General features: G+C 55.7%; 18 protein-coding genes and 2 pseudogenes. 18 read left to right on the top strand and 2 right to left on the bottom strand.

From position 1 onward, the window contains the following. Positions 1–23: 23 nt before the first annotated feature. From ACFPLB_RS14325 to mnhG, 6 genes are read left to right on the top strand one after another with little or no spacing between them, the layout of a single operon-like run. Positions 24–2,939 (top strand): monovalent cation/H+ antiporter subunit A, encoded by a 2,916-nt coding sequence (locus ACFPLB_RS14325; protein WP_378230814.1) that lies wholly within the window; start codon positions 24–26, stop codon positions 2,937–2,939. Continuing rightward, entirely contained in the window at positions 2,936–3,277 is a 342-nt protein-coding gene (locus tag ACFPLB_RS14320) for a Na+/H+ antiporter subunit C (protein ID WP_378230812.1), read from the top strand. Before ACFPLB_RS14325 ends, ACFPLB_RS14320 begins: the two co-directional genes overlap by 4 nt. Then, complete coding sequence (locus tag ACFPLB_RS14315) at positions 3,277–4,899, top strand: monovalent cation/H+ antiporter subunit D (RefSeq protein WP_378230810.1); 1,623 nt, start codon at positions 3,277–3,279, stop codon at positions 4,897–4,899. Before ACFPLB_RS14320 ends, ACFPLB_RS14315 begins: the two co-directional genes overlap by 1 nt. Then, a complete protein-coding gene (locus ACFPLB_RS14310; RefSeq protein WP_378230808.1) occupies positions 4,896–5,378 on the top strand; it encodes a Na+/H+ antiporter subunit E in 483 nt (160 codons plus the stop codon). Before ACFPLB_RS14315 ends, ACFPLB_RS14310 begins: the two co-directional genes overlap by 4 nt. Next, on the top strand, positions 5,375–5,656 hold the full coding sequence (locus ACFPLB_RS14305) for a K+/H+ antiporter subunit F (RefSeq protein WP_378230806.1): 282 nt from the start codon (positions 5,375–5,377) through the stop codon (positions 5,654–5,656). The genes ACFPLB_RS14310 and ACFPLB_RS14305 overlap by 4 nt, the downstream gene beginning before the upstream one ends. Then, complete coding sequence (gene mnhG / locus ACFPLB_RS14300; RefSeq protein ID WP_378230804.1) at positions 5,653–6,057, top strand: monovalent cation/H(+) antiporter subunit G; 405 nt, start codon at positions 5,653–5,655, stop codon at positions 6,055–6,057. Before ACFPLB_RS14305 ends, mnhG begins: the two co-directional genes overlap by 4 nt. Before the next feature lie 9 nt (positions 6,058–6,066). Here the strand turns inward: mnhG and ACFPLB_RS14295 are convergent, their stop codons facing one another. Then, positions 6,067–6,495 carry an Lrp/AsnC family transcriptional regulator gene (locus ACFPLB_RS14295; protein WP_378230863.1) on the bottom strand — a complete coding sequence of 143 codons (429 nt, stop codon included), beginning with the start codon at positions 6,493–6,495 and terminating at the stop codon, positions 6,067–6,069. A gap of 119 nt (positions 6,496–6,614) precedes the next feature. Between ACFPLB_RS14295 and ACFPLB_RS14290 the strand changes: the two genes are divergently transcribed. Continuing rightward, positions 6,615–7,721: a saccharopine dehydrogenase C-terminal domain-containing protein gene (locus ACFPLB_RS14290; protein ID WP_378230802.1), complete on the top strand. Its 1,107-nt coding sequence runs from the start codon at positions 6,615–6,617 to the stop codon at positions 7,719–7,721. A 268-nt stretch (positions 7,722–7,989) separates the two neighbouring features. On the opposite strand, the gene ACFPLB_RS14285 is transcribed toward ACFPLB_RS14290, so the two are convergent. Next, positions 7,990–8,868 (bottom strand): LysR family transcriptional regulator, encoded by an 879-nt coding sequence (locus ACFPLB_RS14285; protein ID WP_378230801.1) that lies wholly within the window; start codon positions 8,866–8,868, stop codon positions 7,990–7,992. Positions 8,869–9,037: 169 nt separating this feature from the next. On the opposite strand from ACFPLB_RS14285, the gene ACFPLB_RS14280 reads away from it, so the two are divergent. From ACFPLB_RS14280 to ACFPLB_RS14230, 11 genes and pseudogenes are all read left to right on the top strand, one after another. Beyond that, positions 9,038–10,534 carry a CoA-acylating methylmalonate-semialdehyde dehydrogenase gene (locus ACFPLB_RS14280; RefSeq protein ID WP_378230799.1) on the top strand — a complete coding sequence of 499 codons (1,497 nt, stop codon included), beginning with the start codon at positions 9,038–9,040 and terminating at the stop codon, positions 10,532–10,534. A gap of 374 nt (positions 10,535–10,908) precedes the next feature. Next, on the top strand, positions 10,909–11,811 hold the full coding sequence (locus tag ACFPLB_RS14275) for a branched-chain amino acid ABC transporter permease (protein WP_378230797.1): 903 nt from the start codon (positions 10,909–10,911) through the stop codon (positions 11,809–11,811). Between the two features lie 8 nt (positions 11,812–11,819). Next, positions 11,820–13,379 (top strand): high-affinity branched-chain amino acid ABC transporter permease LivM, encoded by a 1,560-nt coding sequence (livM, locus tag ACFPLB_RS14270; RefSeq protein ID WP_378230794.1) that lies wholly within the window; start codon positions 11,820–11,822, stop codon positions 13,377–13,379. Continuing rightward, positions 13,379–14,713, top strand: coding sequence for an ATP-binding cassette domain-containing protein (locus ACFPLB_RS14265; RefSeq protein ID WP_378230792.1), 1,335 nt, complete (start codon positions 13,379–13,381; stop codon positions 14,711–14,713). The genes livM and ACFPLB_RS14265 overlap by 1 nt, the downstream gene beginning before the upstream one ends. Continuing rightward, positions 14,713–15,441, top strand: a complete 729-nt coding sequence (locus ACFPLB_RS14260) for an ABC transporter ATP-binding protein (protein ID WP_378230790.1) — start codon at positions 14,713–14,715, stop codon at positions 15,439–15,441. The genes ACFPLB_RS14265 and ACFPLB_RS14260 overlap by 1 nt, the downstream gene beginning before the upstream one ends. 215 nt (positions 15,442–15,656) lie before the next feature. Beyond that, positions 15,657–16,016 carry a DUF6867 family protein gene (locus ACFPLB_RS14255; protein WP_378230789.1) on the top strand — a complete coding sequence of 120 codons (360 nt, stop codon included), beginning with the start codon at positions 15,657–15,659 and terminating at the stop codon, positions 16,014–16,016. 144 nt (positions 16,017–16,160) lie between these two features. Further along, entirely contained in the window at positions 16,161–17,282 is a 1,122-nt protein-coding gene (locus ACFPLB_RS14250) for a branched-chain amino acid ABC transporter substrate-binding protein (RefSeq protein ID WP_378230787.1), read from the top strand. A gap of 230 nt (positions 17,283–17,512) precedes the next feature. Next, on the top strand, positions 17,513–20,971 hold the full coding sequence (gene pyc / locus ACFPLB_RS14245; RefSeq protein WP_378230785.1) for a pyruvate carboxylase: 3,459 nt from the start codon (positions 17,513–17,515) through the stop codon (positions 20,969–20,971). A 164-nt stretch (positions 20,972–21,135) separates the two neighbouring features. After that, positions 21,136–21,291, top strand: a pseudogene (locus ACFPLB_RS14240) (GapR family DNA-binding domain-containing protein); the annotation flags it as partial. Between the two features lie 101 nt (positions 21,292–21,392). Beyond that, entirely contained in the window at positions 21,393–21,653 is a 261-nt protein-coding gene (locus ACFPLB_RS14235; RefSeq protein ID WP_378230783.1) for a DUF2312 domain-containing protein, read from the top strand. A gap of 187 nt (positions 21,654–21,840) precedes the next feature. Beyond that, positions 21,841–22,263: pseudogene (locus ACFPLB_RS14230) on the top strand (transposase); the annotation flags it as partial.

Genomic DNA, 22,263 nt, shown 5'->3' with positions numbered 1-22,263 from the left:
CATTCAATTCAAAGGAACTGTGCATGTGGGGCGGCACGTCGCTCATCTGGATGATTGTGCTACCCTTTGTGGCGAGCATTGTTGCCGTTTTGATGCCTGCCAATGCGCGCAACGCCGAAGCCTGGCTTTCGGGCGGCGTCATGCTGGTCATCCTCATTCTGGTGATGTTGGCCTATCCGGGAATTTCCGACAGCGGGGCGGTTCGCCATGTGGTGGACTGGGTGCCCGAGCTTGGGCTGCAACTGGTTTTCCGTATTGACGGTTTTGCCTGGATGTTTGCGCTGCTGATCTCCGGCATTGGTTTGCTGGTGGTGATCTACACGCGTTATTACATGTCACCGGAAGACCCCGTTCCGCGGTTTTATATGTTCTTCCTTGCCTTTGCCGGTTCAATGCTGGGCGTCGTGCTTTCCGGCAATCTCATTCAATTGGTGATTTTCTGGGAACTGACCAGTATTTTTTCGTTCCTGCTGATTGGCTACTGGCATCACAATGCGGCTGCCCGTGATGGCGCGCGCATGTCTTTGACGGTGACCGGCATTGGCGGCATGGCGTTGCTGGGTGGCGTTTTGCTGATCGGTCATGTTGTGGGCAGCTATGATCTGGATGATGTGCTGACCTCTGGCAATTTGCTGCGTGAGCATGATCTTTACCGGCCGATCCTGATTCTTGTGCTGCTGGGTGCCTTCACCAAGAGCGCACAGTTTCCGTTCCAGTTCTGGTTGCCCAACGCCATGGCCGCCCCCACGCCTGTTTCGGCCTTTCTGCATTCGGCAACCATGGTCAAGGTCGGTGTTTTCCTGATGGCGCGCTTGTGGCCGGTTCTGGCGGGGACCCATGACTGGTTCGTCATTGTCGGCTTTGCCGGTATGATTACGCTGGTTCTGGGGGCTTTTTTCTCCATCTTCCAGCAGGACATCAAAGGCTTGCTGGCCTATTCGACGATCAGCCATCTGGGCCTTATCACCATGCTGCTGAGCCTTGGCAGCCCGCTCGGCGCAGTGGCGGCCATTTTCCACATGATGAACCATGCCACTTTCAAGGCATCACTGTTCATGGCAGCCGGTATTATCGACCATGAGACAGGAACGCGTGATATGCGGCGACTGGGCGGCTTGCTTAGCGCCATGCCCATGACCGCCACTCTTGCCATGGTCGCCAGCGCGGCCATGGCAGGGGTGCCGTTGCTCAACGGCTTCTTGTCCAAGGAAATGTTTTTTGCCGAGGCGCTGGAACATCATGCCGATTCCTGGGTGGACACGATCGCACCCTATGCAGCCGTCGTGGCCAGCGCTTTTGCGGTTACCTATTCGATCCGTTTCATCCATAGCGTGTTTTTTGGCGTTGCCCCCGAACCCTTGCCACGAAAGCCGCATGAACCGCCATTTTTCATGCGGTTGCCGGTGCTTTTGCTGGTGCTGATCTGTCTTGTTGTCGGTATCATTCCGGGGGTGACGGTTGGCCCTTATCTGCACACGGCTGTTGTTTCCGTACTGGGGGCGCAGACGCCGCATTACAGCCTTGCCATCTGGCATGGTTTTACCATGCCGTTGCTGATGAGCACTCTGGCTCTGGTGGCAGGCACGCTGCTTTATCTGGCTATCCGCACCTATCTGGCAACCAGCGAGGAGGGGCCGCCTTATTTCCGGCGCCTGAACGGGCAGCGTATCTTTGAACAGGTGATGGTTACCGTCTCATGGCGCTGGGCTCGCTTTCTGGAAAGCCAGCTTGGAACGCGCCGGTTGCAGCCACAGCTTCTTCTGCTGGTGGTCATTGCCTTGATTGCAGCGGTTCTGACATTGTGGCGCAGCCCGGTCCTGCCGCCTGTCCGGCTTGCAGGCAGCAATGATCTGGTCTTTTCCCTGCTCTGGCTGCTGGGCATGGCCTGCGCCATTGGTGCGGCCTATCAAGCCAAATATCACCGCTTTGTCGCCCTTATCCTGATGAGCGGGGCAGGGCTTGTGACCTGTGTCACCTTTGTATGGCTATCGGCGCCTGATCTTGCTCTGACCCAGCTTCTGGTCGAGGTTGTGACCACAGTGCTGATCTTGCTGGGTTTGCGCTGGCTGCCGCAGCACAAGCGCGATGCCGAGACGCCGATGCAGGCGCTGGTTGCGCAATTGCGGCGCTATCGGGATTTTGCGCTGGCAATCGCCTGTGGCGGTGGCATGGCTTTGATCGCCTATGCGGTGATGGTCCGGCCAGCGCCACCCACCATTGCCGACTATTTTGTCGAAAATGCTTATTTGCTGGGCGGGGGCACCAATGTCGTCAATGTGATCCTCGTTGATTTCCGTGGCTTTGACACTTTTGGCGAGATCACCGTTCTGGGCATTGTGGCTATCACCGTCTTTGTATTGCTGCGCCGTTTTCGCCCCGCCCCTGAAAGTGTCGGCTCCACGCAGCAGCAGCGTCACCAGTCGGTCAGCGATCCGGCGGATATGCCCGATAGTGGAACCATTATCGGTGATTATCTATATGTTCCCTCGGTCATCATGCAGTGGATGTTTCCTGTCATCATCATGCTTGCCGCCTATTTGTTCCTGCGCGGCCATGATCTGCCGGGCGGCGGCTTTGTCGCTGGCATTGCGCTGGCCTCGGCCTTTATTTTGCAATATCTGGCGGCGGGAACACGCTGGGTGGAAGAGCGGCTGCGGGTGCTTCCCGTCAGATGGATCGGTCTGGGCCTGTTGATTGCGGCTGCAACCGGCATTGGCGCATGGGTTCTGGACTATCCCTTCCTGACCTCACATGCCCGTTATATCGATCTGCCGCTTATCGGTAAAATTCCGGCTGCTACGGCGCTGTTCTTTGACTTTGGCGTCTTTGCGCTGGTCGTGGGGGCAACAGTGCTGATGCTGATTGCTCTGGCGCACCAGTCCATTCGCAAGCTGCGCGTCGCCAAAACTGCCGCACTTGCTGATCGGGAGGCTTCATGAACGAACTGACCTTATCGCTCGGTATTGGTGTTTTCATCGGCTCCGGCGTCTGGCTTTTGCTGCGCCCGCGCACCTATCAGGTCATTATCGGCCTTTCGCTGATTGCTTATGGCGTCAATCTGTTCATTTTTTCCATGGGCCGTCTGCGCAGTGGTGTGCCACCCGTGCTGGACGGATCAACCATGGTTGATCCGTCCAGCTATACCGATCCTGTTCCTCAGGCGCTGGTGCTGACAGCTATTGTCATTGGTTTTGCCACCACGGCCCTGTTTCTGGTGGTGCTTTTGGTGGCGCGTGGCCTGACCGGCTCTGACCATGTCGATGGCAGGGAGCCGTAATGCAACTTGCCAGCCATCTCGATATTGCCCCCATTATTCTGCCGCTGATTACCGGCGCTTTTCTGCTGCTGTTTGATGAGCGTCGCCACAGTTTCAAAGCGCTGATCAATGTTTCCTCCACCCTTTGTCTGCTCATTATCGCCTGGCTTCTGGTGATGCAGGCCGATGTGGAAGGCTCGGTGGCAAGTGTTTATCTGCTTGGCAACTGGGCAGCCCCTTATGGCATCGTGCTGGTGGTGGATCGCCTGTCGGCGTTGATGGTGCTGTTGTCTTGCCTGCTGGCGATTGCGGCATTGGTGTTTTCACTGGCGCGCTGGCACAAGGGCGGCCAGCATTTCCATTCGCTGTTTCAGTTCCTGCTGATGGGGCTGAACGGGGCATTTCTGACCGGCGATCTGTTTAATCTGTTTGTTTTCTTCGAGGTGCTGCTTGCTGCCTCTTATGGGCTGATGCTGCATGGCTCGGGCGTTGCCCGGGTTCGCTTTGGAATGCATTATATCGTTGTCAATCTTGGCGCTTCGATGCTGTTTCTGATCGGTGTCAGCCTCATTTATGGCGTCACCGGCACACTCAACATGGCAGATCTTGCCGTGCGCATTCCGGCGGTGGCAGCCCAGGACAGGGCGCTTTTGGAAGCTGGAACAGCCATTCTCGGCATTGCCTTTTTGACCAAGGCGGGCATGTGGCCCTTATGTTTCTGGTTGCCGGGCGCCTATTCGGCGGCAGCCACGCCGGTGGCGGCCTTGTTTTCGATCATGACCAAGGTGGGGGTTTATGCGGTGCTGCGCCTGTCGCCACTGCTTTTGGGCACACAAGCCGGTGATTCCGCCAGTTTTGGTGATGTCGGTCTGTTAATCGCAGGTCTGGTGACCATGGGCTTTGGCACAATCGGGGTGTTGGCCTCTCAAGCCATGGCGCGGCTCGTTTCCTACAGTGTTCTGGTTTCGTCAGGTACGCTTCTGGCGGCAGTTGGCATGGCTGATGCAGGCGTTACGGCAGGCGCGCTTTATTATCTCGTCACCTCAACACTGACGATTGCCGCCTTGTTTTTACTGGTTGAGCTGATCGAGCGTTCGCAAGACCCGGCCGCCAATATTCTGGCCGTGACCATGGAAGCCTATGGCGACGACCCCGAAGAAGAAGAGATTGTGGAAGAGGTCGGCGTCACATTGCCTGCCACTTTGGCCATTCTTGGCCTGTGTTTTGCGCTGTGTGGGGTGTTGCTGGCCGGCATGCCGCCACTGTCGGGTTTCCTTGGCAAGTTTGCGCTGCTGGCGGCAGCTCTTTCAACCGGTGATGACAACGCCATTTCGGGCATGGCCTGGGCCTTCTTTGCCGTGCTGATCATTTCTGGCCTGTTTGCCATGGTCGCCATGCTGCGTGTTGGCATCCGCACCTTTTGGGCGCAGCCGACAGAAGCAGCGGTGCCGCGTGTTCTGCTGGTTGAATTTGCACCCATTGCGCTGCTTCTGGCACTCTGCGTTGCCATGACAATCAAGGCTGGCCCGGTCATGGCTTATGTGGATGCGACATCGCAATCGCTGCATACGCCAGACGCCTATATTGAAGGTGTATTGTCCGCCCGCCAACAGCCGTCACCGCAAATGGAGGCGCACCCATGAGGCGTGTGCTTCCCTATCCGCTGATGACGGCTGCCTTGCTGCTCATGTGGTTGCTGCTGAACGGGTTTAGTCCCGGTCATTTGCTGCTGGGAGCCATTCTTGCTCTGGTTACTTCACAGATGGTGTCGGCCTTGCAGCCGGCAAAGCCGCGCATCCGCCGCTGGAGCCAAATTCCGCTTCTGATCGGGCGTGTTTTCATTGATATATTCCATTCCAATGTCGCTGTTGCCGGTCTTGTTCTGGGGCACCGTCGCAATGAGGCAAAAGCTGCTTTCGTGGCGATCCCGTTGCAACTGCGTGACAAGACCGGGCTGGCTGTGCTTGCCTGCATCATTACCGCAACGCCGGGGACTGCCTGGATAGAATACCGCTCGGGCGAAGATCTGCTGATGATCCATGTTCTGGATGTGGACGCAGAAGAAAGCTATGCCGCTGTCATCAAGCATTATGAAAGCTTTTTGCTGGAGATTTTTGAATGAGTGCCGCCATTCTGCTCTGGTCCGTGTTTGCTGCACAATTGATGCTGGTTCTGGCAGCCTTGTGTTACGGGATACGCATTTTTTACGGACCGCGCGCGCAGGATCGGGTGATGGCGCTTGATGCGCTTTATGTCTGCGTCATGCTGCTGTTGCTGACCTTCGGGTTGCGCACCGGCAGCACGCTGTATTTTGAAGCAGCCCTTGTCATCGCCATGCTTGGCTTTATATCCACCGCAGCCTTGGCCAAATTCCTGATGCGCGGCGAGGTGATCGAATGACACATTTTGCCGACCTGCCGCTTGTTGTCGCCATATTGGTCGCTGTGTTGGTGCTGATCGGGGGAGTGTTGACGCTGTTGGGGGCGATCGGAACCTTGAAGGCCGACACTTTCTACAAGCGGCTGCATATGCCCACTTTGGGCACCACCTGGGGTGCCGGCGCAATCTTGATCGGCTCCATGCTGGCGTTTTCACTGGCTGGCGGGCGCCTGGTGATCCATGAGTTGCTGATTACCATTCTGGTCACTGTCACCACACCGGTCACGGTGATGCTGCTGGCGCGCGCAACCCTTTATCGCGACCGCATCGAAAAGACCCCCCAGGTTCCTTCTTTTTCAGCCGTGACGGAATCTGTATCGCAGAAAATGGTGAACCCGGTACAGGACAGTGAAACGGACTAATCGCTTGTTTTAGCGCTCAATGCGTGTCGATAAAATGATGGATGACAATGTGCGCTCAACGCCTTCCATCGCGCCAATCTCGTCCAAAAGCCTGTCCAGATCACTGATGGAAGGCGATTCCACTTCCACAATCATGTCAAAACTGCCGCTTACCGAATGCAATGTGCGCACCGCCATTTGCGCTCTGAGATCACGCACCACCTTGTTTGACTGTTTGGGTGTCACAGTCAGCAGCACCTGAGCACGCACCAGCCCTTTTTCATAATCAGGCGCCAGCCGCACTCCATAGCCGGCAATGATGCCGCGCGCTTCCAGCCTTTCAAGCCGACTTTGCACGGTGCTGCGCGACACCCCGAGTTGCCGCGCCAGTTCGGCCGTGGAGGCGCGGGCGTTTTCACGCAGCAAGGCAATAAGCTGATGGTCGGCATTTTTAATCATATCAATGAACTTATAGGTCAAAACGCTAAAATCATAGCAGCATTTCGCCCAAACGCACCTTTCTTTTGATGAGGGAATGGCGATTCTCTTGACAAAACCATTCATCAGAAGGGGCAGACATGAAAGACATCAGCGTTGTGGGCGCAGGCAATATCGGCTCCACCATTGCAGCCATGCTGGCGCAGACCGGCGATTACCGCGTCACGGTCATTGATCGTTCTGACGCACAGCTTGCCGGGCTGGATCGCACAAAGGGGATTTCGGGCCTGGCGCTCGACATTACGGCTCCGGGAGAACTGGAAGCAGCTCTGGCGGGTAAATTTGCGGTGCTGAGTGCTGCCCCTTTCAGCCTGACCACGCGCATTGCCGAGGCTGCCGCCAGCGCTGATGTGCATTATATGGACCTGACTGAAGATGTTGCCTCCACGCGCCGCGTCAAGGAACTGGCAAAGACGGCAAAGTCTGCCTTCATTCCTCAATGCGGACTGGCGCCGGGCTTTATTTCCATTGTCGCTGCCGATCTGGCCAGCCGCTTTGACAGGCTGGACACTGTGCGCATGCGGGTTGGTGCGCTGCCTCAATATCCGTCCAATGCGCTCAATTACAATCTGACCTGGAGCACGGATGGCGTCATCAATGAATATTGCGAGCCTTGCGAAGCCATTGTTGAAGGTCAACTGGTTGAAGTGCCGCCGCTGGAAGAGCGTGAGGAATTTTCGCTGGATGGCGCAACCTATGAAGCCTTCAATACATCTGGCGGGCTTGGCACATTGGCCGAGACCCTGAACGGCAAGGTGCGCACGCTCAACTACCGCACCATTCGCTATCCCGGCCATGCCGCCTTCATGAAGGCGCTGCTGAATGATCTGGGTCTGCGCCATCGCCGCGATGTGCTGAAGGATATTTTTGAAAAGGCCCTGCCTGCCACCATGCAGGATGTGGTGATCGTCTTTGTCACTGTGACAGGCTACAAGAATGGGCGCCACATGCAGGAAACCTATGCCAACAAGGTCTATAGCCGCAGCTTCAATGGCAGGCAGTTGAGCGCCATTCAGGTTACCACCGCTTCCGGCATCTGCACCGTGCTTGACATGCTGGCTGCCGGTGATCTGCCTCAGCAGGGCTTTGTGCGTCAGGAAGATATTTCACTCGACACATTTCTGGCCAATCGTTTCGGCAAGACCTATGCGCAGGCCGGAACTGGCCAGGGCAGCCTGGATCTCTAGCGGAAGGGTTTATGCTGCGTTGCACAAGCTGCAACGCAGCCATGCAAAATTGAACCTTTTATCGCAAGGTGCATAAGGCTATTTATCAATCATCGAATTCCGCGGGGTTATCCTCCTCCCAGACCTCGTGGAAACAGGCCAGCCATTATCCTCCTCCCGATAGCTGGCCTTCCCATACGACACCCGCCGGACCTCCTCCCCCGGCGGGTGTTGTCTTTTCAACCACATTTGTACGACGCCAGATCGTGCCATCTGATTGCAAAGTGCTTTAGAATAAGGCGCGTTCACGCTCAACCGCTGCGGTGATGAAACGCGCCACGGCTTGCACACGGCGCAGGGGGCGCATGGTTTCGTGATAGACAAGCCAGTAAGAGCGGCGGATGGGGGCTGCCGCCTCAACCGGGATCAGGTCGGGCATGGAGCGGGCAATGAAGGTGTGCAAGATGCCAATGCCTGCGCCCGCCTGCACGGCCTGGGCCAGACCAAGAGCTGAGGAAATGGCGAAGGCTGAATGCCAATGCGGGCTGAACTCTGCCTCATAATCGAGTGAGGGGCTGACGATCAGGTCCGGCACATAGCCAACCAGCGCATGTTGTGACAGTTCGGCAGCATTTTTGGGCAAGCCATGGCGGGCGGCATAATCGCGTGAAGCAAACAGGCCCAGCGTATAATCGACCAGCTTGCCCGCTACCAGTCGCCCTTCCTGCGGGCGTTCTACCGTGATGGCAATATCGGCCTCGCGCCGTGACAGGGAAAAAAAGCGCGGCACCGGCACAAGCTGAACGGTCAGATCGCGGTGCTGGCGTGTCAGGTCACCCAGATGGCGGGCAAGAAAGGCAACGCCAAATCCATCGGGCGCACCAATGCGCACCGAGCCGGAAATCTCCTCATCTGCTTCGGCAACGGCCGAACGAGCCGCAATCATGCCGGCCTCCATACGCTCGGCGATTTCCAGAAAACGCTTCCCCGCCAAGGTCAGTTCGCTGCCCGTGGTCAGACGGCGAAACAGCTTGGCCCGCAACGCATTTTCCAGAGCATCAAGACGGCGCGCAACCGTGGCGTGATTCAGCTCAAGCCGTCGTGCAGCCCCCAGAATCTGCCCGGCACGGGCGACTGCCAGAAAAATGCGAACATCGTCCCAGTTCATATTTTTTCATCTCCGCAATCAGTAAGTAATATGCATTAAATAAAGCTCTTTTCCCATTGCTATATAAAATTTGCACAATGGTTGCGTTCAGGCTCGCATTGCCAACTGCATCCAAAGGGACAACACTCCATGCCAACGAGAAATCCGGCATTCGCTTAGGGAGTATGGCATGATTGAGTATGGTCATTTTATCGATGGCAAGCATGTGAAGGGCACGTCTGGCCGCACGGCAGATGTGTTTCAGCCGCTTGATGGTACGGTGCGCGCCAAGGTGGCGCTGGCCTCCAGGGCAGAGCTGGATGCTGCAGTTGCCTCGGCAAAGGCGGCACAGCCCGGTTGGGCCGCCACCAATCCGCAGCGCCGCGCCCGCGTGTTCATGAAGTTTCTTGAACTGGTGGCGCGTGACAATGACGAGCTGGCTGAACTTCTGGCGCGCGAGCATGGCAAGACCATTCCTGACGCCAAGGGCGATATTCAGCGTGGTGTCGAGGTGGTCGAGTTCATGCTGGGTGTGCCGCATCTGATGAAGGGTGAATTTACCGAAGGCGCCGGTCCCGGCATTGACCTTTATTCAATCCGCCAGCCGCTCGGCGTGGTTGCCGGTATCACACCGTTCAATTTTCCGGCCATGATTCCGATGTGGAAATTTGCGCCCGCCATTGCCTGCGGCAATGCATTCATTCTCAAGCCCTCGGAGCGTGACCCGGGCGTACCGATGCGTCTGGCTGAACTGATGCTGGAAGCGGGCCTGCCTGCCGGTGTGCTCAATGTGGTCAATGGCGACAAGGAATCGGTTGACGCCATTCTTGAGCATGAGGACATTCCGGCCATCGGCTTTGTCGGCTCGTCTGCTATTGCGCAATATATTTATGCGCAAGGTTGCGCCAGGGGCAAGCGGGTGCAATGTTTTGGCGGCGCCAAGAACCATATGATCATCATGCCCGATGCAGATATGGAGCAGACCGTCGATGCGCTGGTCGGGGCTGGCTATGGTGCGGCAGGCGAACGCTGCATGGCCGTATCGGTCGCCGTGCCGGTCGGCAAGGCAACCGCAGACCGCTTGATGGAAAAGCTCATCCCGCGCGTTGAAAGCCTTAAAATTGGCCCGTCAACCGATCCGAGCGCCGATTTTGGTCCGCTGGTGACCAGACAGGCGCTGGAGCGTGTGCGCAGCTATGTCGATCTTGGTGTGGAAGAAGGCGCAAAGCTGGCCGTTGACGGGCGCGGCTTCAAGATGCAGGGCTATGAGGATGGGTTTTACCTTGGCGGCTGCCTGTTTGACGATGTGACGCCTGACATGCGCATCTACAAGGAAGAAATTTTTGGGCCGGTGCTTTCGGTGGTTCGCGCCCATGACTTTGAAGAGGCGGTGCGTCTGCCTTCCGAGCATGAATATGGCAATGGTGTTGCTATTTTCACTCGCGATGGTGATGCCGCCCGTGAATTTGCCAGCCGCGTCAATGTCGGCATGGTTGGTGTCAATGTGCCGATCCCGGTTCCGGTCTCCTATTACACTTTTGGTGGCTGGAAAAAATCCGGTTTTGGCGATCTGAACCAGTATGGACCTGACGCCGTGCGATTCTATACCAAGACCAAGACTGTCACCACGCGCTGGCCGTCAGGGGTCAAGGAAGGTGCAGAATTTGCCATGCCAACGATGAAGTAACATTTTTGTGCCCAATCAAAAAAAGGCTGTCTGGATAACAGGCAGCCTTTTTTGTGTCTGGTCTTGATTTTTGCCGGGAGTTATGAATTTCTCAAATGATCAATAATCTTCGGTAAATGGCATGAAAGGCGCAAATTCTTGTCTTTTCATCTGGCTCATATGCGTAAATGTCTATGACATTGTGCAGGCCAGATGATAGGTTTCGCGCTGATTCACGGACAGAATGCAGCTTGACTGACGACGGGAAATATCAACTTGGAGTCGTGAGAAAGAATAAAAATAGAGTTGCAATCCGAAATTGAAACCGTACCACTAGGGGAACTACAAAAGGGAATGCGTCGGCGGAGGCGACATTCCAGGGGAGCGGCTTAAACATGCAGTATTTTATCCAGCAGCTTATTAACGGGCTGACGCTGGGATCGATCTATGGCCTGATTGCGATCGGCTATACGATGGTCTACGGCATTATCGGCATGATCAATTTTGCACATGGCGACATTTTCATGGTTGGCGCCTTTGTTGCGCTGATCGTGTTTCTGCTGCTTGGCGTGATGTTTTATTCCGTGCCGGTTGTGGCTGCACTTTTAATCATGATGATCGTGTCCATGCTGCTGGTCAGCCTGTATAACTGGGTGATTGAAAAGCTGGCCTACCGCCCCTTGCGCGGCTCATTCCGGCTGGCGCCGCTGATTACCGCGATCGGCATGTCGATTGTCTTGTCCAATTTCGTGCAGGTCACGCAAGGCCCGCGCAACAAGCCGATCCCGCCCATGGTCAGCAAGGTTTACGATGTCTATGGCGTCTCGGTCTCGCTTAAGCAGATCATCATTGTGGTGGTGACGGCGCTTTTGCTGGGCATCTTCTGGTATGTGGTCAACAAAACCTCGCTGGGGCGTGCGCAACGCGCCTGTGAGCAGGATCGCACGATGGCTGCGCTGCTTGGCATCAATGTTGATCGCACTATCTCCATCACCTTCATCATCGGCGCCTCGCTTGCCGCAGTGGCTGGCACCTTGTTCCTCATGTATTACGGCGTGGTGGTGTTTTCCGATGGTTTTGTGCCTGGTGTGAAGGCTTTCACCGCTGCGGTATTGGGAGGGATCGGGTCCATACCCGGGGCTGTGCTGGGTGGCCTTGCCATCGGCTTTATCGAAAGCATCTGGTCGGCCTATTTCTCCATCGACTATAAGGATGTGGCCGCTTTCTCTATTCTGGCTATCGTTCTTATCTTCATGCCCTCCGGCATTCTTGGCCGGCCAGAAGTCGAAAAGGTCTGACAATGGCTATGGCTGAAACCAGAAAAACTGCCGGTGGTGCGACAGTCGCCACTGGCCTGCGCGAAGCGTTTTACGCCGCCATCATCACTTTTTTCCTGTTTGTGCTTCTTGTCGGTCTGAAGTCCGACCAGAACATTCACAATGAGCTGGTGCTGGTGCCGCGCCCCTATCTGCTGGCGGCGCTGGTAGTCCTGGCGGCTGTACTGCGCTTTCTTCAGGTCGTTTACCTGACCCCGTTTTTGGCCGGGCAGAAAAAAATTGATGCAAGCACCGGGAAACTGCCGACAGCATTTGCATTGCGCTTCTTCAGCAAGAGCAATCTCATCATTGGCCTTGTTGTGGCGGGCGGGCTGTTCTTGTTCGGCAGCAGCATTCAGGCTGCGGTCGGGGTCTATTGGGGAGCCTATGTCGGTTTGCTGCGGGCGGCGGCGATTATTTATGTGGTTGCCTGGGGCATTTTCTATTTTCGCAGCTTCATCAACGCCCATGCCTATTCGCTCGGCTTTGTCATCCTGCTGATCTATCCGGTCGTCATGGTCGCCCTGCTCGGGTTTCAGGGCTCGCTGAAATGGGTCGATAATTTCGGCATCCAGGTTCTCATTTATGTGATGCTGGGCTGGGGCCTGAATATCGTGGTTGGTCTGGCCGGTCTGCTTGATCTTGGCTATGTGGCCTTTTACGCCGTCGGTGCTTATTCCTATGCGCTGCTTGGCACCCATTTTGGCTGGTCGTTCTGGATCCTGCTGCCGGCCGCAGGCGCCATGGCAGCCATGTGGGGTGTCATTCTCGGCTTTCCGGTTTTGCGATTGCGAGGAGACTATCTGGCAATTGTCACGCTGGCATTTGGTGAGATCATCCGCCTTGTTTTGATCAACTGGCGTGAAGTGACCAATGGCTCGGCAGGCATTTCCGGGATTCCGAAAGTCAGCTTCTTCGGCTGGTTCACATTCAATGTTTCCGATCCGAATTACGTTGCCAAGGTGTTTAACCTCGCCACCTCCGGCGCTTATTATAAAATCTTCCTCTATTACCTCATTCTGGCGCTGTGCATTCTCACCGGCTACGTCACCATTCGTCTACGCCGCCTGCCGGTTGGCCGGGCATGGGAAGCGTTGCGTGAGGATGAAATCGCCTGCCGCTCGCTTGGCATCAACACCACCACCACCAAGCTTACCGCCTTTGCCATTGGCGCCATGTTCGGTGGCTTTGCCGGTTCCTTTTTTGCGGCACGGCAAGGTTTCGTCAGTCCTGAATCCTTTATCTTCCTCGAATCGGCAATCATTCTCGCCATTGTGGTTCTTGGCGGCATGGGGTCGCTTGGCGGCATTGCCGTGGCTGCAGCCGTCATGGTCGGCGGCACCGAAATCCTGCGTGAAATGCAATTCCTCAAGCAGATTTTCGGGCCGGACTTTACGCCTGAGCTTTACCGCATGCTGCTGTTTGGGGCGGCAATGGTGACGGTGATGGTGTGGAAGCCGCGTGGTTTCGTCGCCAGACGAGAACCGACAGCCTTCCTAAAGGAACGCAAAACGGTTTCAGGCGAGTTCACGACGGAAGGGCACGGTTGATGAGCGGGACAAGCACGACAACAATGCCGATCCTGCGGATTGAGCACCTTTCCATGAAGTTTGGCGGGCTGGTTGCCATTGGCGACCTGTCCTTCGATGTCCGGCGCGGTGAAATCACTGCACTGATCGGTCCCAACGGGGCGGGCAAAACCACGGTGTTCAACTGCATCACGGGTTTTTACAAGCCCACGGAAGGCATGATCCGCTTTACCGGCCATGCGGGCAATGAATTCCTGCTGGAGCGCATGCCCGACTTCCAGATTACCGCCAAGGCCAAGGTTGCCCGCACATTCCAGAATATCCGCCTGTTTGCGGGGATGACGGTGCTGGAAAACCTGCTGATTGCCCAGCACAACAAGCTGATGAAGGCGTCAGGCTATACGATCCTTGGCATGCTGGGCATTGGCGGCTATCAGCAAGCTGCCGCCGAGGCTATCGAGAAGGCGAGGATGTGGCTGGAAAAGGCCGATCTCATTGATCGGGCCGATGATCCTGCCGGTGATCTGCCCTATGGTGCGCAGCGTCGTCTGGAAATTGCCCGCGCCATGTGCACCGATCCCGAATTGCTGTGCCTTGATGAGCCTGCGGCTGGCCTGAACCCGCGTGAGTCGCTGGCGTTGAATGTGCTGCTTCGCGACATCAAGGAAAACACCGGCACATCGATCCTGCTGATCGAGCATGACATGTCGGTTGTCATGGAAATTTCGGACCATATTGTGGTGCTTGAATATGGCCGCAAGATTTCTGACGGCACGCCGGAAGAGGTGCGCACCGATCCAAGCGTCATTGCTGCCTATCTGGGCGTTGATGATGAGGAAGTGGAAGACGTCCTGACTGAAGTCGGCGACGAAAAGGTGATCGAGCAACTCGATACCGGCCCCGATATCGAGCATGGGCCGGAGGCTTCCGCCTCCATGCTGGCCGGGCCGGTGAGCGATACCGTTGTCCATGGCAATGGCGAGCGTGTGACCGTGGATGTGGGCGCAAGCAAAGCCGGTCAGGTTAAAAAAATGGCTCCTGCGCCCGCAACCGCCAAACCGGCAGTGGACAAAAAAGCAGGCATTGCCAACCGTCTTTCTGCCCCACGTGATGGCAAGGCCGACAATCTCAAGCTCATCAAGGGCATTGGTCCGGTCAATGAAAAAAAGCTCAATGACCATGGCATCTATCATTTTGACCAGATAGCTGCCTGGAAGAAGGCCGATATAGAAGCCGTTGAATCTTATCTGGCCTTTACTGGGCGTATTACCCGTGAAAACTGGATTGCCCAGGCTAAAGCGCTTGTCAAAAAGGCTGCAACTAAACCGGCAACCGGGCGCGGAGGAAGCAAATAATGTCCAAAACTCCGCTGCTCGACATTAAAAATGTCGATACGTTCTATGGCAATATCCAGGCGCTCAACGAGGTCAATGTCAGCATTGATGAAGGTGAGATCGTTGCCATTATCGGCGCCAATGGCGCTGGCAAATCAACCTTGATGATGACGGTGTTTGGCACGCCACGGGCGGCTTCCGGGCGCATTGTTTTTGCTGGGACCGAGATTACCAACCTGCCCACCCATGAGATTGCGCGGATGCGCATTGCCCAGTCACCGGAAGGGCGGCGGATCTTTCCGCGCATGACGGTTCTGGAAAATCTCCAGATGGGAGCCAGCCTCGACAAGCTGAAATATTTTGATGAGGATGTGGAAAAGGTCTTTGCCCTGTTTCCCCGTCTTAAGGAGCGGATCAGCCAGCGCGGCGGCACGCTTTCGGGCGGTGAGCAGCAGATGCTGTCGATTGGCCGGGCCTTGATGGCGCGCCCAAAACTGCTTTTGCTCGATGAGCCGTCGCTTGGTCTGGCGCCTTTGATCGTCAAACAGATTTTCGATGCGATCAAGGAATTGAACCGGACTGAAAAACTGACTGTGTTGCTGGTTGAGCAGAATGCTTTTGCAGCCCTCAAACTTGCCCATCGCGGCTATGTTCTGGTCAATGGCAGGGTGATGATGAGTGGCAGCGGGCGTGATCTGCTGGCCGATCCGGAAGTGCGTGCAGCTTATTTGGAGGGTGGTCGGCATTAGAGCATTTTGTGAGTACAGATGGAATCATCTGGCGTCGCATAAATACGGCTAAAACAAGAGATTAGAGCATGATGATTTTCTTGAACCGCCATCATGCTCCAGGTTTTTATCTATACGCATAACCAGAAAACAGTTTTATGTTTGCAATGGGTTTATAAAATTTAAACTCAAGGGGAGCGGGCCGCAGGCTCGTTGCTGAGTGTGGAGGCGCTATCGTGCAAGGCATTCTTTATGAAGAGCCGTCAGTGTGGCAGTTTTTCTTCGTCACCTGTCTGCTGGGTGGCTGGGCAGCGTGGATGACAGGTAAGGCCTGTGCGCAGACCTGGCGCCCAAAGCTTGCTCTCTTCTTTTATCTGCTGGGGCTGGGGCTGGCGGTTCGCTTCATTCACCATGCGCTTTTTGATGGCACCATGCTCAGCCTGCATTATTATCTGGTGGACACGCTTGTCCTCATTCTGCTCGGATTTCTGGGTTTTCGTTACACCCGCACCAACCAGATGGTGACCCAATATAATTGGCTTTATGAGCGGACGTCGCTGTTAAGCTGGCGCTCAAAAGGGCAGGAGGCTGGATAAATTCTTTTTTTGGAGGGGCATCTCGCGCCATGGTTGAAAGCGCGTGACAAGCGGCCTGAAATAGGCAAAGTTGATTTTCTGCGAGATGGGTGGACATCGCATGAAATGACAATTCACGTCCACTCGGAAAATGGGAGCGTATAAATGAGAAAGTCACTCTTGGCGGCAGTATCTCTGGGGGCAATGCTGGTCTTCAGCGGCGCTGCATGGGCGGATGTGCTGGTTGGTATCGGCGTTCCGGTGACCGGCCCGAATGCGGCTTTTGGTGCACAGATCCAGCGCGGGGCTGAACAGGCTATTGCCGATATCAATGCTGCTGGTGGCATCAATGGCGAGCAGGTCAGCTCCGTGGTCGGTGATGATGTTTCCGACCCCAAACAGGGCATTTCCGTTGCCAATAAATTTGCAGCCGATGGCGTTCAGTTCGTGATCGGCCATTTCAACTCGGGTGTGTGTATTCCTGCTTCAGCCGTCTATCATGAAAACGGCATTCTTGAACTGACTCCGGGTTGCACCAATCCGCAATATACGGAAGCAGGATTGTGGAACACGATCCGCGTGTGCGGTCGCGATGACCAGCAGGGCGATATTGCCGCTGCCTTCATTGCTGATAATTTCAAGGACGGCAAAGTCGCCATTATCCATGACAAGACACCTTATGGTCAGGGCCTTGCCGATGCCACGAAGGCAGCCTTGAATAATGTTGACTTCAAGGAAGTCATGTATGAAGGCGTCAATGTCGGCGATAAGGACTTCTCGGCACTGATTGCCAAGATGAAGGAAGCTGGCGTCACCTTGATCTATTGGGGCGGGCTGCACACTGAAGCTGGCCTGATCATCCGCCAGGCTGCCGATCAGGGTCTTGAAGCCCCCCTGTTTTCGGGTGACGGCATTGTTTCCAACGAGCTTGCCGCCATTGCCGGTGACGCTGTGGAAGGCACCTATAACACCTTTGGTCCTGACCCGCGCCTGAACCCGGAAGCCCAGGAAGTGGTTGAAAGGTTCCGTTCGGGTGGTTTTGAGCCGGAAGCCTATACGCTTTATGCCTATGCCTCGACCCAGGTTCTGGCACAGGCTGCAGCCGCCGCCGGTTCCAACGATCCACAGGAAGTGGCCAAGGCCGTCAAGGAAAAAGGCCCATTCAGCACGGTTCTGGGTGAACTGTCTTTCGATGAGAAGGGTGACCGCACCGACGCTGACTATGTGGTCTATCAGTGGAGAAAGGGCGAGGACGGCCGCTACACCTATTTCCGGGTTGAAGGCTAAAAGCGCAATTATATGCTATGCGCCGCTAAAGCGTCTCGCTTTAGCGGCGCATAGCGCTCTTTCTGTTTGTCTTAATCGTATTTATACGACGTCGGATGATTTCATCTGACTGCAAAATGCTCTAGAACCCCGGAAACAGAATTGTTTCCGGGGTTTTTTATTATTCTTGTTGCGCTGCAGCATTTTATATTCAACATGTGCGCGCCTCTTTCAGTCAGCGGAGTATAGTTTTGGCTATTTCGAAAATTCTTGTCGCCAATCGATCTGAAATTGCCATTCGCGTGTTTCGTGCGGCCAATGAGCTTGGTCTCAAAACTGTCGGCATATGGGCAGAAGAAGACAAATATGCGCTGCATCGTTTCAAGGCAGATGAGAGTTATCAGGTTGGCCGCGGGCCACATCTGGAACGCGATCTAGGTCCTATTGAAAGCTATCTGTCGATTGAGGAAGTGTTGCGTGTTGCAAAACTTTCCGGAGCAGACGCCATTCATCCAGGCTATGGGCTTTTGGCGGAAAGCCCTGAATTTGCCGAAGCCTGTGCGGCAGCAGGTGTCATCTTCATTGGCCCGAAGCCTGAAACCATGCGCCGTCTGGGCAACAAGGTGGCTGCCCGCAATCTGGCCATCGAGGTCGGCGTGCCGGTTATTCCGGCAACCGATCCGCTGCCCGATGATATTGAGGCTGTAAAGACGCTGGCTGCTGAAATCGGCTATCCCTTGATGCTCAAGGCAAGCTGGGGCGGCGGTGGGCGCGGGATGCGCGTTATCCGCTCTGAAGAAGAGCTTGCCCGTGAGGTTCTGGAAGGCAAGCGTGAGGCGCGCGCCGCCTTTGGCAAGGATGAGGTCTATCTGGAAAAGCTGATTGAGCGCGCCCGCCATGTGGAAGTGCAAATTCTGGGCGATACCCATGGCAATGCCGTGCATCTGTTTGAGCGCGACTGCTCCATCCAGCGCCGCAATCAAAAGGTGGTCGAGCGCGCACCTGCTCCTTATCTGAGTGACGAGTTGCGACAGGAACTGTGTGCTCATGCGCTTAAAATTGCCCATGAAACCGATTATGTCGGTGCAGGAACCGTCGAATTTCTTCAAGATGTCGATACAGGAAAATTCTACTTTATCGAGGTCAATCCACGTATTCAGGTTGAGCACACCGTCACCGAAGAGGTGACCGGCATCGACATCGTCAAGGCGCAGATTCATATTCTTGACGGCTACGCGATCGGTACGCCGGAGTCTGGCGTGCCAGTACAGTCCGATATTCACCTGCAAGGCCATGCCCTTCAGTGCCGCATTACCACGGAAGATCCCGAACAGCATTTTATCCCTGATTATGGGCGTATCACCGGCTATCGCTCGGCGGCAGGCTTTGGCATTCGCCTCGATGGTGGCACTGCCTATTCAGGCGCCATTATCACCCGGTATTATGACCCCTTGCTGGTCAAGATCACTGCTTCGGGGCGCACACCCGATGAAGCATTGAACCGCATGCACCGGGCCTTGCGGGAATTCCGGATTCGCGGCGTTTCAACCAATCTGACCTTTCTTGAGGCGATTATCTCCCATCCGAAATTCCATGATAATTCCTATACGACAAAGTTCATCGATACGACGCCGGAGCTGTTTACGCATGTCAAGCGTCAGGATCGGGCCTCAAGACTGCTGACCTATCTGGCGGATGTCAGTGTCAATGGGCATCCTGAAACACGGGGGCGGCGTCAGCCGAAACTGGATGGTGCGGCCCCTGTCGTGCCGTGGTTTGAAGGGGCAATTCCCGATGGCACGAAGCAGAAGCTGGATGCGCTGGGGCCGGAAGGCTTTGCCAAATGGATGCGCGCCCAAAAACAGGTGCTTGTCACCGACACCACCATGCGTGATGGCCACCAGTCGCTGCTGGCGACGCGGATGCGCAGCCATGATATTACCCGCATTGCCGGTACCTATGCGCGGGCCTTGCCACAGCTTTTGTCACTGGAATGCTGGGGTGGGGCGACATTTGACGTTTCCATGCGCTTTTTGACCGAAGACCCGTGGGAGCGACTGGCGCTGATCCGCGAGGCGGCTCCCAATATCCTGCTGCAAATGCTGCTGCGTGGCGCCAATGGTGTCGGTTATACGAATTACCCTGACAATGTCGTCCAGCATTTCGTCAAGCAGGCGGCCAGCAGCGGGGTTGATCTGTTCCGCGTTTTTGATTGCCTCAACTGGGTTGAAAATATGCGCGTGGCCATGGATGCGGTGATTGCCGAGGGCAGGTTGTGCGAAGCGGCCATGTGCTATACGGGCGATATTCTTGACCCCAATCGCGCCAAATATGATCTTAAATATTATGTGGATCTGGCCAGAGAGCTTGAGGCAGCCGGTGCGCATATTCTTGCCGTCAAGGATATGGCTGGCCTGTTGAAGCCCAATGCGGCGCGCCTGTTGTTCAAGACGCTGCGCAACGAGACGGATTTGCCGATCCATTTCCACACGCATGACACGTCCGGCATTGCAGGGGCGACCGTGCTGGCCGCAGTGGAAGCAGGCGTTGATGCCGTTGAGGCAGCCATGGATGCTTTTTCGGGCGGCACATCGCAGCCATGTCTTGGCTCCATCGTTGAAGCCTTGAGGGGCGATGAGCGCGACCCCGGCCTTGATCGTGAATGGATTGGTAAAATTTCCGCCTATTGGGAGGCGGTGCGCAACCAGTATGTGGCCTTTGAAAGCGATCTGAAGGGGCCGGCTTCCGAGGTTTATCTGCATGAAATGCCGGGCGGCCAGTTCACCAATCTGAAGGAACAGGCCCGCAGTCTGGGACTGGAGGCGCGCTGGAGTGAAGTGGCGCGTACCTATCATGATGCCAATCTCATGTTTGGTGACATCGTCAAGGTCACGCCGTCCTCCAAGGTCGTGGGCGACATGGCGCTGATGATGGTCAGCCAGGAGTTAAGCGTTGCCGATGTTGAAAATCCCGACCGTGATATTGCTTTCCCGGATTCGGTAGTGTCGATGCTGCGCGGCGATCTTGGCCAGTCACCGGGCGGCTGGCCTGTTGCCTTGCAAAAGAAGGCGCTCAAAGGTGCGGCCCCGATCACAGTGCGGCCGGGCTCGCTGCTTGAGGCTGCCGATCTTGTGGCTGACCGCAAACAGGCGCAAGAACAGGTGGGCCGAGATCTTTCAGAACAGGAATTTGCCTCCTGGCTGATGTATCCGAAAGTGTTTGCCGACTTTGCCGCTGCACAGGAGATTTATGGTCCTGTTTCGGTGCTGCCGACGCTGAATTATTTTTACGGCATGAAGCCTGAGGATGAGATTCTCGTCGATCTTGAAAAGGGCAAGACATTGGTGATCCGCTGTCTGGCTGTTGGCGATGTTGATGAAACCGGCATGGTCACCATATTTTTTGAACTGAACGGCCAGCCGCGCCGGGTCAAGGTGCCTGACCGGGCCCATGGCGCCTCGGCTGCAAAAGCCCGCCCCAAGGCAGAAATCGGCAATGAGGCGCATGTGGCGGCTCCCATGCCCGGCGTTGTCTCGACCATTGCTGTTGTGGCCGGACAAAGTGTCAAGGCAGGCGATGTGCTGCTGTCCATCGAGGCGATGAAGATGGAAACGGCACTTCATGCCGAGCGTGACGGCATCGTTTCTGAAGTGCTGGTGCATACCGGCGACCAGATTGACGCCAAGGATCTGCTTGTCATTCTTGAATAATGATGATGCGATGATGCACAAAGGCGGGGCTGAAAAACATTTCCGCCTTTGTGCATCCGGTTTTGCCTCTTGACCCGCCAAAGCTGGTCAGGCATCCAGCCGGACTGAATTTGCGGTCGGGTCTTTACGAGTCGCTGCCCGCTGACAACCATATGGAGACTATAATGGCCGATGAGATCACCGAAACCAGCAGCACTGTCGCCGCAGGCCAGTTGCGGGCTTTCATCGAGCGTATCGAGCGGCTTGAGGAAGAAAAAAAGACCATTGCCGACGATATCAAGGAAGTCTATGCCGAAGCCAAGGGAACCGGCTTCGTGTCGCCCCTAAAAGGTGTCGCCTAGCAATCAGATCAATGGCTTAATCAGGCGACACTTCGTCGACTTAGACGACACGCCTTCTCCCCATAATAGGAAACGACGAAATGACAGATGAAGTCATCGACAGCAGCCAAACCGTGGCCGCAGGCCAGCTCCGCGCCTTCATCGAACGCATCGAGCGGCTCGAGGAAGAGAAGAAGACGATCGCCGATGATATCAAGGAGGTATACGCTGAATGTAAAGGGACCGGATTCGACGTGAAAGCGGTCAGGCAGCTCGTCAGAATTCGCAAGCAGGATCAGGCTGAGCGGCAAGAGGCCGAGGCGATACTTGACCTGTACATGGCGGCGCTCGGCATGGCGTGACCGTCATGCCCTTTCTGCTGAACCTTGGCGGTTGACTATGCTGCCATGGTTTCGAGCCCTGCCAGACGCTCAAGGAGCCTCATCTCTTCCGGGTAGATTAGGTCAAGGCCTCCCCTGGTAATCCCCCCTGAAATTAAGGGTCTTCATTAGTAGAATTTTCTCGGCAAGATGTCTGAGGAGAATTTGAATGAAGAAGAGCAGATACAGTGAGGCACAGATCATCGCGATCCTGCGCCAAGCCGAAGGCGGTGTGCCGGTGGCGCAGCTTTGCCGTGAATATGGCATGAGCGATGCGTCATTTTACAAATGGCGGGCGAAGTATGGCGGCATGGACGCGTCCATGGTCAGCCAGATGAAAGCCATGGAAGACGAGAACCGTCGCCTGAAGCGGATGTATGCCGATTTGAGCATGCAAAACGATCTGCTCAAGGAAGCCCTTGGAAAAAAGTAGCTCGGCCATCTCAGCGCCGCGAGATGGCCGAAACGGCGGTGGAACGACGCAGGGTCAGCATTGCGCTGGCGTGTCGAGCGTTTGGGGTCGGTCAGACCTGCTTTCGTTACAGCCCTAAGCTGAAGAACGAGAATGCAGTGATCGCCGATCTGCTGACAA

The sequence above is a fragment of the Aquamicrobium segne genome (assembly GCF_042656785.1).
GTDB classification, from domain to species: domain Bacteria; phylum Pseudomonadota; class Alphaproteobacteria; order Rhizobiales; family Rhizobiaceae; genus Mesorhizobium; species Mesorhizobium segne.
The sequence above is the reverse complement of the archived record's forward strand: the minus strand, read 5'-3'. Positions and strand labels throughout refer to the sequence as shown.

Excerpts from the sequence above, each read along its gene's own strand:
- ACFPLB_RS14325 (WP_378230814.1), top strand. The coding sequence starts at position 24 with ATGTGGGGCGGCACGTCGCTCATCTGGATGATTGTGCTACCCTTTGTG.
- ACFPLB_RS14290 (WP_378230802.1), top strand. The coding sequence starts at position 6,615 with ATGAAAGACATCAGCGTTGTGGGCGCAGGCAATATCGGCTCCACCATT.
- ACFPLB_RS14320 (WP_378230812.1), top strand. The coding sequence starts at position 2,936 with ATGAACGAACTGACCTTATCGCTCGGTATTGGTGTTTTCATCGGCTCC.
- ACFPLB_RS14295 (WP_378230863.1), bottom strand. The coding sequence starts at position 6,495 with ATGATTAAAAATGCCGACCATCAGCTTATTGCCTTGCTGCGTGAAAAC.
- ACFPLB_RS14315 (WP_378230810.1), top strand. The coding sequence starts at position 3,277 with ATGCAACTTGCCAGCCATCTCGATATTGCCCCCATTATTCTGCCGCTG.
- mnhG (WP_378230804.1), top strand. The coding sequence starts at position 5,653 with ATGACACATTTTGCCGACCTGCCGCTTGTTGTCGCCATATTGGTCGCT.
- ACFPLB_RS14260 (WP_378230790.1), top strand. The coding sequence starts at position 14,713 with ATGTCCAAAACTCCGCTGCTCGACATTAAAAATGTCGATACGTTCTAT.
- ACFPLB_RS14310 (WP_378230808.1), top strand. The coding sequence starts at position 4,896 with ATGAGGCGTGTGCTTCCCTATCCGCTGATGACGGCTGCCTTGCTGCTC.
- ACFPLB_RS14235 (WP_378230783.1), top strand. The coding sequence starts at position 21,393 with ATGACAGATGAAGTCATCGACAGCAGCCAAACCGTGGCCGCAGGCCAG.
- ACFPLB_RS14250 (WP_378230787.1), top strand. The coding sequence starts at position 16,161 with ATGAGAAAGTCACTCTTGGCGGCAGTATCTCTGGGGGCAATGCTGGTC.
- livM (WP_378230794.1), top strand. The coding sequence starts at position 11,820 with ATGGCTGAAACCAGAAAAACTGCCGGTGGTGCGACAGTCGCCACTGGC.
- ACFPLB_RS14305 (WP_378230806.1), top strand. The coding sequence starts at position 5,375 with ATGAGTGCCGCCATTCTGCTCTGGTCCGTGTTTGCTGCACAATTGATG.
- ACFPLB_RS14265 (WP_378230792.1), top strand. The coding sequence starts at position 13,379 with ATGAGCGGGACAAGCACGACAACAATGCCGATCCTGCGGATTGAGCAC.
- ACFPLB_RS14280 (WP_378230799.1), top strand. The coding sequence starts at position 9,038 with ATGATTGAGTATGGTCATTTTATCGATGGCAAGCATGTGAAGGGCACG.
- ACFPLB_RS14285 (WP_378230801.1), bottom strand. The coding sequence starts at position 8,868 with ATGAACTGGGACGATGTTCGCATTTTTCTGGCAGTCGCCCGTGCCGGG.
- ACFPLB_RS14275 (WP_378230797.1), top strand. The coding sequence starts at position 10,909 with ATGCAGTATTTTATCCAGCAGCTTATTAACGGGCTGACGCTGGGATCG.